Below are 12856 nucleotides of genomic sequence, written 5' to 3'. Positions count from 1 at the left end.
CGATCCGGATGCGCCGGCCGCGGCGGAACGCACCTCCCTTCCCCGCCGGCGAGATCGTCCTGGAACCTCCGTCCGAGATCCCTGAGCCCGAGGGCGGCATGGGCGCCCGGATGATGATGATCCTGCCGATGATGGCCGGGGCGGTGGCGATGATGCTGCTGTTCGCGGGCAACTCCGGCGGCATCCTGCGCATCATCACCGGCGGCCTGCTCGGCGTGGCGATGCTGGGCATGGTGGGTACGCAGTTCTCCCGCTTCGCCGGCAGCAGCAAGGGTGAGATGACCAAGCTGCGGCGCGGTTACCTCTTCGAGCTGGCGGGCGTACGCCGGACGGTGCGCTCGGCGATCCGGACGCAGCGGGCGGCGGAGTACTTCCGCCATCCCGAACCGGGCCTGCTGTGGTCGCTTGTGGACAGTTCGAGGCTGTGGGAGCGGCGGGCGGCCGATCCCGACTTCGGCCAGGTACGCCTCGGCCTCGGGGCGCGGGACCTCGCCACGCCGCTGGTGCCCCCGCCGTTCGTGCCGGTGGAGAAGGCCGAGCCGGTCAGTGCGGGCGCCCTGCGTCGGTTCCTGAGCACCTATCGGCAGGTCGACCAGCTGCCCATCGTCGTGGCGCTCGACGGGTTCGCCTCGGTCCACCTGCACGGCGATCTGGAGCAGGCCCGGCACGTGGCGCGGGCGATCGTCGCCCAGGCCGCGTTCTTCCACGCGCCCGACGACCTGCTGATCGGGGCCTGCGCCGGGGACAAGTCGAGGTTCCTCTGGGAGTGGGTCAAGTGGCTGCCGCACGCGGCGCATCCGGAGAACACCGACGCGCTGGGCGCGCTGCGGCTGGTCACCACGTCGCTGGCGGCGCTGGAGGCGATGCTGGAGGAGACGCTGTCGACCCGGCCGCGGTTCAACCCGGCGGCGACCGAGGTCAGCATCGACGGCCCGCATGTGCTCGTCGTCGTGGACGGCGCTGAGACCGCCGGTTCCGACCATCTGGCCGCCGACGGCGGAGTGGAAGGCGCGACGGTCGTCTGGATCGGCGGGGAGCCGCCCCGCCACCCCGACCGCAGCACCCTGGTGCTCAAGGTCGGCGCGGATGGCCGGTTGACCGCCACCACGCACGCCGGCTCCCAGGTCCTCGGGTACGCCGACGACCTGCCCCTGGTCGTGTCGGAGTGCCTGGCACACCAGCTGTCGCCGCTGCGGCTCGCCCGGGCCAGCTCGGGTGAGCAGGCGATGACGTTCACCCACGACCTGACCGACCTGCTCGACATCCCCGACCCGTACGCGCTCGACCCGGAGGTGACCTGGCAGCCCCGGCCCAACCGGCAGCGGCTGCGGGTGCCGATCGGCGTCGGTCCCGAAGGCGAGCGGATCGAGCTGGACCTCAAGGAGTCGGCCCAGGACGGCATGGGCCCGCACGGGCTGCTCATCGGCGCGACCGGCTCCGGCAAGTCCGAGCTGCTACGCACGATGGTGCTGGCGCTCGCCGTGACACATCCTCCGGAGATCCTGAACTTCGTCCTCGTCGACTTCAAGGGCGGCGCGACCTTCACCAAGCTCGACCTGCTGCCGCATACCAGCGCGGTCATCACCAACCTGGCCGACGAGCTTCCGCTGGTCGACCGCATGACCGACGCGATCAACGGCGAACTCGTACGCCGTCAGGAGCTGCTGCGCCGGGCGGGCAACTACGCCTCCCTGCGCGACTACGAACGGGCCCGGCTGGCTGGCGTACCGCTGGAACCGGTGCCCAGCCTGCTGATCGTCTGCGACGAGTTCTCCGAACTGCTGTCGGCCAAGCCCGATTTCATCGACATGTTCGTCCAGATCGGACGACTCGGGCGGTCGCTGGGCGTACACCTGCTGCTGGCCAGCCAGCGGCTTGAAGAGGGCCGGTTGCGGGGTCTCGACACGCATCTGTCCTATCGCATCGGTCTGCGGACGTTCTCCCCGATGGAGAGTCGCGCCGTGCTCGGTGTCACCGACGCGTACGAGCTGCCCCGGGCGCCCGGCCACGGGTTCCTCAAGTTCGGTGTCGAGGCGTTCATCCGGTTCCGCGCCGCGTACGTGTCCGGGGTACACCGGCGTACGCAGGCCGCCGCCGTGCCCGAGACGGCGGTCACCGTGGCGCCCTTCGTCTCCGGCTACGTCGCCAAGCCGACCGCGACCGTGGAGACGCAGTCGCCCGACGCCGAGGACGACCTCGAAGCGGTCACCGGCGACACCCTGCTCGACATCGTGACGGAGCGGCTGGCCGGGCACGGCTCGCCCGCCCACCAGGTGTGGCTGCCGCCGCTGAGCGACTCGGTCCCCGTCGACGCGGTGATCGGCGAGCTGGCGACCGTCCCCGGGCTCGGCCTGACCACCGCCGACCCGGCTCGGCGCGGCACGCTGGAGGCCCTCGCGGGCGTGGTCGACCGCCCGTTCGAGCAGCGCCGGGAGGCGTTGCGCTTCCAGCTGTCCGGCGCGGCCGGGCACATCGTGGTCATCGGCGCGCCGCAGACCGGCAAGAGCACCCTGGTCCGCTCGGTCATCCTCGGCCTCGCCCTCACCCACACCCCCGACCAGGTGCAGTTCTACTGCGTCGACTTCGGCGGCGGCGGCCTGTCCGCGCTCGCCGACCTGCCGCACGTCGGCAGCGTCGCGACGCGGCGCGAGCCGGACCTGCTCCGGCGTACCGTCGCCGAGCTGGTCGCGTTGCTCGCCGACCGGGAGCAGTTCTTCGTCGAGCATCGTGTGGACTCGGTCGCGGCCTTCCGGCGGCGGGCCGCCGCGGGCGAGTTCGGCGACGAGCGCTGCGCCGACGTCTTCCTCGTCGTGGACGGCTGGCTCACCCTGCGCAACGAGTTCGAGGATCTCGAACCCAAGGTCCACGACCTCGCCAACCGCGGCCTCACCTACGGCATCCACGTGGTCGCCGCGGCGAACCGGTGGTTCGACCTGCGGCCCTCGGTCCGTGACCTGTTCGGCTCCCGCGTCGAGCTGCGGCTCGGCGACCCGTCCGACTCGGCCATCGGGCGCCGGGCCGCGGCCAACGTGCCGCAAGACGTCCCAGGCCGCGGCATCACCTCCGACTCGTATCAATTCCTGTCGGCCCTGCCCTCGATCAGCTCGGCCGGGCCGACGGTCGATCAAGCGGTTTCACTGATACGCACAGCGTGGTCGGGCGGGATCGCGCCACGCGTCCGGCTGCTCCCCGAACGGGTCGAGTACGCCGAGGTGCTGGCCGCCGCGGCCGACCGTCCCGAGGTGCCGATCGGGCTCGGCGAAGCCGACCTGCGCCCGGTCTATCTCGACCTCGACGCCGATCCGCACTTCCTGATCTTCGGCGAGACGGAGTGCGGCAAGTCCGCCTTCCTGCGCATGCTCGGCCGGTCGATCGCCGATCGGCGTACGCCGGACCAGGCCCGCATCATCGCGCTGGACTACCGGCGCAGCCTGCTCGGCACCATCCCGCAGAGCCACCTCATCGGTTACGCCACCAGTGCCGACCAGGGCAAACAGATGCTGGCCGAGGCGTACGGGTCGCTGCGTAAGCGGCTGCCGGGGGCCGACATCACCCCGGAGCAGCTCCGCGCCCGGGACTGGTGGACCGGCCCGGAGCTGTTCGTCCTCGTCGACGACTTCGACCTGGTGGCGGGGGAGAAGAACCCGCTGGTCGTGTTGCAGGAGCTGCTGCCGTCGGCCCGTGAGGTCGGGCTGCACGTGGTGATCGCCAAGCGTGGGGGCAGCTCCGGCCGGTCGGCGTTCGACCAGACCCTCGTACGCCTCAAGGAGGTCAACACCCCGGGACTGGTCATGTCGGGAGACAAGAACGAGGGACCGATCCTCGGCAATGTCCGGGCCAGTCAGCTGCCGCCGGGCCGGGCGTGGCTGGTCACCCGCAAAGAGGGCGCGCGGCTGATCCAAGCGTCTTGGTTGGACAGTCCACATGGCACTTCCTAGTAGCTGCCTGGGCGGTTATCCTGTTGATCGTGGGGGACGGTGACCTTCTCCAGGCGGAACTGGAGGGTCTGCGTGCCTTCAGCGGGGATGCCCGCCGCGCAGCCCTCGGATTCGCCGGCGTCGCTGGTGAGGAATTGCCCGACATCGAAGCGGCGGCCCGGAACATCGGCAACCCGCCCGGCTTCCTCGAACTCGCCCGGTTCGGCCGGGTCGCGCTGGCCGACCTCAAAGTCCTGAAGTCGTTCAGCCTCGACTTCGGCGACGGCCTGTCCAGCACCGGATACGCCGCCGACCTCGCCGCGGGCTGGTACGAGCGGGTGGAGCAGCAGGGCAAGAAGACGCTGCAGAAGATCGAGGACGCCCTCGTCGCCGGTGAGGCGCCCGGCCCGGACTACGGCGAGACCGTCACCGCCCCGGCCGCGCCGCCGGCCGCGCCCAAGGACTACGGCTACGCCCGCCCCGGCGACACGCGTACCGGGTGGGACGCGTTGTCCCTCGACCAGATCAAGGCCCTCATCCTCGGCGTCGACGTCACCGCGGTGACCGACGTCGCGGCGGGCTGGCGGCGGATCGCCGACGCGATCGACACCGCGCAGCGGCGGTTCGGCGAAGACGTCAAGGGGCTGCACTGGTACGGCGAAGGCGGCACCGAGTTCCACGGCAACGTCGGCAAGACCGTCGCCTCCGCCAAGCGATGGCGGGCGAGCGCCGATCAGCGGGCCTCGAATTACGAGATGACCGCGGTCCGCCTCGCCAACGCGAAGTCCAAGATCCAGCAGATCGCCGGTGATCTGAAGACCACCTTGGACGATCGTCAGCTCGATCTGGCCGAAGCGACCACGCCCGAAAAGCAGGACGTGATCCTCAAGCAGATCAACCAGGCCTGGATGGGTGCGACGATCTCGGCGCGCGCCATCGCCAAGCAGCTCGGCGAGGATCTGGCGACCAGCGGCGACGCCTGGGAGCCGGTCGACCGCTACCGGGGGCTGGTCGGGCTCGACCCGAACCCGCCGACCGGCGGGCTCGACGCCCCGGGCGGCGGCAACCTCAACACCCCCAACGTTCCGAACGTCCCCGGCGGCCCCGACGTCCCGGGTGGACCGAACGTGCCGACGCCGCCTGGCCCCCCGAACCCGGGCCCCGGACCGGACGACGGCGACGGCACCAATCCCGGCGACGGAACGGGACCGACCGGCAACAACGGAAACGGTTCCGGTCAAGTGGTCCCGCCCAACATCCCCGGCATTCCCGGCGGCGGCGTCAACGGCGCAGCCGGCGGAGTGACGCCGCCCGGCCTCGGCGGTTCGCCGGTCACCGCGCCGGTCCTGGGCCCGCCGGCCGGGTTGCCCGTCCTGAGCGGCCGACCCCCGCTGACCACCCTGCCACCCGGGATCGGCGGCGGCTCCACCGGCGTGGGCGGCCTGCCGATCCTCGGCTCACGCGGCGGACTGACGCCGTCGTTGGGCGGCCGGGGCACGAGCCGAGGTGGACCGCCGATCACCCGGCTCCCCGGCGCTCCCACCGAACAGGTACGCCAATTCGAGCCCGGCCAATCGCGGCCGGACCAGCTCCACCGGCTCGACGACGGCGACGCCTTGCCGCTCATGCCCGGGCTCGCCGGCCGCTCCGGGCTGACCGGCCCACCCCTGATCGGCGGTCCGAACACGCAGCTGCGCCCAGCGCCGATCGTCGACCGGTCCGGGCTGGTCACCGGCCGAGGCACGCGTACGCCGATCACCGCACACGGCGACGAGGACCTGCCGCCCGGGATGCCGCTCGGGCTGTGGCCGTCGCCCGGCGTACGCCTCGACGGCCGGTGGGCGGCATCTCCGCGAGCCTTCGCCGGCCAGGTCGTGCAGGCGGCCGAGACCCGGCTCGGACCGGACGTGCTCCGATCCCGGACCGTCCACCGTGGTGCCCCGCGCTGGACCGAACCCGTGCCGGCCGAACCGGTCGAGCCGGGATCGGCGCCCTCCGGCGGTACCGCGCGAGCGGCATCGTCCAGTCGCGGGTCGAGTGACCGGCGGCGGCGAGCCGGGCCGGCGGGCGAGCAACATGGGTGAGATCGGGGACATGGTCGAGTCCACCGTCCCGGAGATGACTGCCGCGGCCGGGAACATCCGCAAGCGGGCCAGCACCTTCGAGAAGGAGTTCGGCGGCGTCCTCGCCGGGGACGGCAACATCTACAAGCGATCCACCGACCTGATGGACGATCTGGGCGACACCATCGCGCCGGAGGTCGCGCCGCCGCCTGGCCCCAGCAAGGGCATGCTCTTCTTCTGGGGCGAGCTCGGGTTCCTCGCGAACAGCATCCGGGTGCAGACCGGTGACGTCGGCGGCAGCGGCGTCATCGGCTTCTTCGGCACCGCGGCCAAGGGCATCCGGTCGTACGCCACGGCCGCCGAGGCGATCGCCCAGCAGTACAAGAGTCACGAGATCGACTCCGAGAAGCAGCTGCTCGCCGTCGATAAGGTCTTGGCCGGGCAGTTCGGGATGAAGATCGAGAAATACGGCGACTACTACGGCGTCGCCGACTTGCACCCCGCCCAGGACACCTCGAAGAACACACCGGTTCAAGGCGACGATCCGGGCAAGACGGATTGGGACGGGCTCACCTTCGAGCAGATCGTGTGGATGCTCGGCTCGGCGAACTGGGATGCGATCGCCGACAGCGCCCGGCGCCTGGAGGCGCTCAGTGGCGACCTCTCCGCCGCGAAGAACGCGTTCTGGGGCGAGGTCGGTTCGCTCGCCGAGATCGGCGGCGACGGCCCGATCTGGAAGGGCGCGGGTTCCCAGGTGTTCGCCACGCAGGCGGAACGGACCTACGACTCCATGAACGCCTGGGTGACCCCGCTGCTGGAGCGGAGCAAGGCCCTCTACAAGGTGGCCGTCGTCGTCATGGCGGCGCAGGACGACGCGAACGAGATCTCCACCAAGCTGGAGGAGGACCTCGGTAAGCAGCACGCCATCATCAACGGCATGCGGTTCGCCGGGAGCGCGCTGTGGAGCTGGTGGAACGGGCTGGGCCCCAATGGCCAGACCGACGTGGCGAGGGTCCAATACAACACGCAGAAGAACGAGATCGAGGGCAAGGCCAACGACGCGGCGGCGGAGATCACCCGGCTCAAGAAGGAAGCGCTCGAGAAGGTCAAGAAGCTGGGCAAGGACGCCAGCGAGAAGGTGCATGCCGCAGCCCCGTGGAAGATGCCGGGCGAATACTCCGGGCTGCTGCTGGAGGACACGGGCAATCCTGGCAACCCGAATCTGCCCACTGCCGGCGGTGGCGCGCCCAACCTCGGCGGGGGTGGCGGCGGCGGTGGTGGAGGCGGAGCCGGGGGCGGTGGCGCCCCCAAGGTCTCCGCACCGAAGGTTCCGGGTGGCGGTGCCAAGAACAATGCGAAGAATCCGGTGACCAAGCCCACCCTGCCGACCGACCGTACGACCACCCCGACCGGTAACAACGGCAACGGCAACAACGGCAACGGCAACAACGGCAACGGGAACAACGGCAACGGGAACAACGGCGGCAATCCGACCACGACGCCGCCGAACATTCCCGACGTTCCTGGCACCGGCAACGGCGGCAACACCGGTGGTGGCAATACCGGAGGCGGCAACCCCGGCACCGGGGGTGGCACCACGCCGGTCGTGACCCCGCCCGTCATCCCTGGCACTGGGGGAACAGGGACGGGCGGAACAGGGACCGGAGGCTCCGGATCGGGGAACGGCGGAGTCGTCGTTCCCTCGGTGCCGACCTTGCCCGGCTCCGGCACCAATCCGGGCGGCGGTGGCGGCAACGGCTCGACGCCGGTCGTCACACCACCGCAGATCCCCGGCACGGGCACCGGCGGCACAGGCACCAACCCGGGTGGCGCAGGCACCAATCCCGGCGGCAACCCGGGTACGGTGCCGATCCTGCCGGGCGGTGGCACAGGAACCACCCCCGGTGGCGGTTCCTCGTGGGGCAATCAACCGTGGACGCCCGATCCGATCACCCCTGGGGTGTCGCTGGACGGGCGCAACGGTCTCGGCGGGAGCGCCGGTGGGCTCGGCGGTTCGTCCGGCGGTGGTCCGCTGGCCGGTACGCCGGTGACTCCCATCCGGCCCGGTGTCGAAGGCGCCGGCCTGACGACCTCCGCGATCGGCGGGGGCGGCGGCGATCCGAACTCCCAGATGTACCCGCCGATGATGCCGCCGATGGGTGGCGCCGGCATGGGCGGCATGGGTGGCGGTGGTGGCGGCGGGCCCAAGACGACGCGTCGAGGCGGGCCGAAGCTGGTGGATTCCCAGGGCCCGGCCGGTAAGTCCGTCCTCTCCGGACGGACGAAGAAGCGCCGGGCGCCCGAGCCGACCGTCGAGATCGAGCAGATGACCGATCCGTGGCTCGCCGACCAGACCCCAGAGATCGAGACGACGACCCCAGCGGTCAGCCCAGACACGGGCCCGGCCTCACCGACAACCCGCCGGCAGTCGTCCCTCTGACCGGTTCAGCCAAGTTCGGAGAGGAAGCCCGTGGCCGACGAGGTCGAGGTCCATCCCAACGCCATGCGCGACTGGGCGCAGGACTTCCAGCGGTTCGAGAAGAATCTCGACAGCGCGATCGGCGATCATGTCGAGGGCACGCACGCCCATTTCGGGGGCAGGCAACTACCGATCCGAGACTACTTCGACGCGATTCAGATCAACGGATTCGGGCGAGTCCTGCCGGAGTTCACCTATTTCGTCAGCGCCGTGCGGGCGTACGTCGGTGACGGCCGCTCGGGGATTCTGGGCTACACCGCCGTCTTACAGGACGGGGTGAAGTCGTATCGCAAGGCCGTCGAGATCGCCGCGTCGGCGTACGGCGATCATGAGGAGTACAGCCGCAAGGAGCTCAGCAAGGTCGACGACGGCATCTTCAAGGAACTAGGCATCTCCTTCATGGACGAGCCGGGCCGGAGCCAGGGCACCGTCACCATCGCCGGCCTCGGCGCGGTGAGCGGCAGGGATCGAGTGACACCGCCCGCGGGCGCGGTCCCGACCGAGCCGAGTAAATGGGAGGAGATCCCCTACCCGGAGATCTACTACACGGTCTTGGGCATCGACGATCAGGCCATCACGCACATCGCCGACGCGCTGGCCTGGGTCTCGCTGGAGCTCTTCGATTACGGCCGGAAGCTGACGGGGGTCGTGGATCTTCTCGATTCGCACGCGCACTGGATCGGGGACGTGGCAGACCTGGTGCGGAGCCAGGCGGCGACCACAGCGGGCAACATGTACGGCTGGAGCCAGGGGGTGAAGAGCCTCGAGCAGAAACTTCGTTCGGTCGCGTTGGTAGTCGACGAGGCTCGGCGGAACGCCGTCCTCGAGCTCGAATCGCTCGAGGTCAACGTTCGGTATGAGTACGACTTACTGACGCCGAAGCTCAAGCAGGCGAAGTCGCATGAGGCAGCCGTCAAACTCATCGATGCCTACGAAAAGCAGGTGAGAGGTCTTGAGAAGGGTGCGGCCAGGATGCTGGCCATGTTCGGGCGGGAGATGAGCGTCGCCGTCATCGGTGACAACGCCAAGTGGGAACCGCCGAGCCCGTATCAGGGGCTGATGCTTGACGCGGTCGTGACGCCGGGTGGTCCGAACGCGCCAGGCGGGGGCGCCGGTGGGGGGCCGGGTGGTGGGCCGGGCGGCGGACCGGGGTCGACGGTGAAGCCGCCCAACACCACGGTCAAGCCGAAGATCCCGAAGACCGATCCCTACGATCCGCCCGAGATGTGCCGACCGCTCGTCTACCCGGTCAAGCCGACGCAGATTCCGGTCACCCCGCTGGCCAATGTGATTCCGACCGGTGCCCTGCCCACCGGTGCCGTGCCCACCGCCGACCTGCCCGGTGCCACCACTGCGACGCCCGCCATCCCCGGCCTGACCACGGACCTGCCGACGGTGACAGCTCCGGGAGCCGGAACCGACAGCCCGGGGACGGGTGTCACCGTTCCCACGGTCCCCGTGATCCCCACGACTCCGACCGTCCCGAGTACGCCCGGCTCCGGCGTCGTCACGCCGACGGTGCCGGGCGTGGTGAAGCCGGTGTCGCGGAGCACCGACGACGCGAGCAACGGGACTCCACCGTGGTGGAACACCTGGACCGACAGCCCGACGTCGCCGGTGTCGCTCGACGGCCGGCTCGGCGGGCCGGAGGACGCTGAGGCGTCGGCGCTGACCTCGCTAGGCCCGGGGGGCGGGGGTGGAGGAACCACCGCGATCGGTGGCGCACCGGTGACGAACGCCGACGCGTCGATGCCGTTCATCCCGCCGATGATGGGCGGTGGCGGTGGCGCGCCCAGCGGTGGATCCGGTGCCCCGCGCACGGTACGCCGAGGCAGTCCACGAGTGGTGGAGCCGGGCTTCGGCCGTCGGGGGCCGGGCGCCTTGACCGGACGCGGCCGGGACACCGAGAAGGAAGCACCGCAGGTCGTCGCGACCGAGGCGGGCACCTGGCTGGCCCCGGAAGAGCCAGTGGCGGCCGCTCCTGTTCCCGATTCCGCAGGCGGTACGCCCGCTGCCCGGCCGATCTATCGACAACTGTCGTAGTACCGTTCAGGCGTCACGGGAGGGGTGCCATGGCTGACGAAGTGCATGTGCATGGTGGCGACATGTTGGAGTGGGTGCAGGACTTCACGAAGTTCGAGAAGCGCTTCAGCGAGGATGCCGGCGACATCGTCTCCGGCGCGGGCAAGCACGTCCGGTTCGGGACGAACGACAAGCTCACCGACTATCTCCTGCAGGCCAGGAACGGGTACACCGGTGGCGCCGATCTTCCGGAGCTCACCTTCCTCCTCCAGACGGCGACGGCATACCTCGGCAGTCCCGATGCCGGCGTGATCGGTTACTTGAACGTGATCGCCGACGGGCTCGCCTCGCATCGGAAGATGGTCGAGGTCGCCGCCGCGGAGTACGGAAACAATGAGGTATACGGCCAGAAGGAGTTCGACAAGATCGACGACCGGATCTTCCAGAAGACCGGCGTCGAGTTGCAGCACCCTGGGATGTACGTGGACACGACTGTCAGCGTCGCGGCCGAGGACGACGTCGCCGGGCGCAGTACGCTGCCCACCGCGGATCCGCCGCCGGCCAGCGATTGGGAGCACATCGAGTATCCGCAGGTGCTGTGGACGATCTTCAGCGTCGTCCCGGGGCCGCTGACCCATCTCGCCACCGGGTTCGGCGTGATCGGCACGCATCTGCTCGTCTACTCGTCGCGGTTGCAAGATCGGGTCGGCTTGGTCACCAAACCGAAGACCTGGTCGGGGGACGCCGCCAAGGCATTCGACCTCGCGTCGGACAAGGCGGTCGCCTCGATGGCGGACTGGAGCGCGAAACTCCAGAATCTGTCCCAGACGCTCGGCCGGGCGGCGTACGCGATCAGCAGTGCTCAGGAGACTGCCGAGGGTGAACTCACGAAGTTCCGTACTGACGTCGACAACCTGACGGCCACCTACAACGCACGGATCGCCCAGGCGAACCAGTACGGCGTCTGGTACGACGACGACGGCAACGTCTACACGGCGGACGATCTGGTCATCGGTTATCACTACTTCGTGGATCGTCTGCAGCACGACTTCACGAAGCGGCTCCGGGAGATCGGCCGAGGCATGAGCGACGGGATCGTCGCGAACTCGGTGTGGCGGCCGCTGCCCCAGTCGTACTCGGGCATCATGCTGGAAGCCGTGCTCAAGCCGCACAGGCCGGCGCAGGAAAAGCGCAAGCCGACCGGGCCGGGTGCGGGACCCGGGGCAGGCCCGGGCGCCGGGCCTGGAGCCGGCCCCAGCGTCAAACCGCCGAACACCAACCAGAAGCCGCCGAAAATCGAGTGGGAACCCGGCGACGGCTGGTTGCCGGGGCCGCCGATCGATCCGAACGAGGTCGCGAACGCGCTCGCCGCGGCACTTGCCGCAGCGGCGGCCGCCGCCGCGAAGGATCCCAAGAAGCACAACGAGAGCATGCCGAACGACCTGGATGTCGGCGTCCAGCGTGACACGAACTTCGGTGGACTCCCCGGCACCAACGGCTTGCCCAATACCGGTGGCTCGAACAACGGGAACACCAACAACGGCAATTCGAACAACGGGAACGCGAACAACGGGCCCGTGGGCGGGGTGACCTCTCCGTCGATTCCCGAGATCGGTGGCGGATCGAACCCCGGGGGGGCTGGCAACACGGGCGGAATCGTCGTTCCCACGATCCCGGCCATCCCGTCCACCCCGGGAACCGGCAACGGTTCCACCAACGGCGGTGGTGGCGGAGGTGGCGTCACTCCCCCGACGGTGCCCGGCACCGGGAGCGGGTCGACGCCGAACTCTGGTGGCGGAGGTGGCGGCAAGCCGAGCGTTACGGTGCCCATTACGCCGGGCGCAGGCAATCCGACCCCCACCGCCAACGGGAATCGGCCGGACTGGTGGGACGACAACCCCTGGGACAACCCGAGTTCGCCGGTGTCGCTGGACGGCCGGAACTCGGCCAACCCGGGCGGCGGTGGTGGCGGAGGGGGCGGTACGCCGGTCACTCCGATCCCACCGGGCGATGGCGTTCCGGCCGCCCCGCCCGCGGCGTCGCCGATCGCGTCGAACGCCACGAGCGCCGCCGGAGAGTCCCAGCCCTATCTTCCGCCGATGATGCCCCCGACGGGCGGCGGTGGCGGAGGCGGGGGCGGCGGACCTCGCGCGGTCCGCAGGGGTGGTCCCAAGTTGCTGGATCCCGGGGTCGGGAACGGCCCGGCGGCGCTCAGCGGCCGTGGCAGTGACCAAGCGGCGAGCAAGCCACAGGTCGTGTCGACCGGCTCCGACGGGTGGACAGCCGAGCCGAAGCCGGAGGCCGAACAGCCGGTCGTCCGAGTCCTCGGCTCAGCCTGATGGGGCGAGTATCGATGCCCGGAGGAGGAGGTCGCC

At 70.3% G+C, this 12856-nt stretch carries 5 protein-coding genes; all 5 read left to right on the top strand.

The genetic code is table 11. The features are described 5' to 3' along the window. The first annotated feature begins 8 nt into the window (after positions 1–8). The 5 genes from eccCa to HDA40_RS11865 are packed head-to-tail and all read left to right on the top strand — an operon-like array spanning position 9 to position 12820. Positions 9–3938, top strand: a complete 3930-nt coding sequence (eccCa, locus tag HDA40_RS11885) for a type VII secretion protein EccCa (RefSeq protein ID WP_253763613.1) — start codon at positions 9–11, stop codon at positions 3936–3938. A 29-nt stretch (positions 3939–3967) separates the two neighbouring features. Continuing rightward, positions 3968–6001: a hypothetical protein gene (locus tag HDA40_RS11880; protein ID WP_253754969.1), complete on the top strand. Its 2034-nt coding sequence runs from the start codon at positions 3968–3970 to the stop codon at positions 5999–6001. Further along, on the top strand, positions 5994–8420 hold the full coding sequence (locus tag HDA40_RS11875; protein WP_253754967.1) for a hypothetical protein: 2427 nt from the start codon (positions 5994–5996) through the stop codon (positions 8418–8420). The genes HDA40_RS11880 and HDA40_RS11875 overlap by 8 nt, the downstream gene beginning before the upstream one ends. Positions 8421–8450: 30 nt before the next feature. Beyond that, complete coding sequence (locus HDA40_RS11870; RefSeq protein WP_253754964.1) at positions 8451–10502, top strand: hypothetical protein; 2052 nt, start codon at positions 8451–8453, stop codon at positions 10500–10502. Between the two features lie 29 nt (positions 10503–10531). Next, a complete protein-coding gene (locus HDA40_RS11865; protein WP_253754962.1) occupies positions 10532–12820 on the top strand; it encodes a WXG100 family type VII secretion target in 2289 nt (762 codons plus the stop codon). The last annotated feature ends 36 nt before the right edge of the window (positions 12821–12856 follow it).

Source organism: Hamadaea flava (assembly GCF_024172085.1).
In the GTDB taxonomy this organism is placed as follows: Bacteria; Actinomycetota; Actinomycetes; order Mycobacteriales; family Micromonosporaceae; genus Hamadaea; species Hamadaea flava.
This window is presented reverse-complemented; position numbering and strand designations above follow the sequence as displayed.

Bases quoted from the DNA above. Each gene is read 5' to 3' on its own strand.
- HDA40_RS11875 (WP_253754967.1), top strand. From the start codon at position 5,994: ATGGGTGAGATCGGGGACATGGTCGAGTCCACCGTCCCGGAGATGACT.
- HDA40_RS11865 (WP_253754962.1), top strand. From the start codon at position 10,532: ATGGCTGACGAAGTGCATGTGCATGGTGGCGACATGTTGGAGTGGGTG.
- eccCa (WP_253763613.1), top strand. From the start codon at position 9: ATGCGCCGGCCGCGGCGGAACGCACCTCCCTTCCCCGCCGGCGAGATC.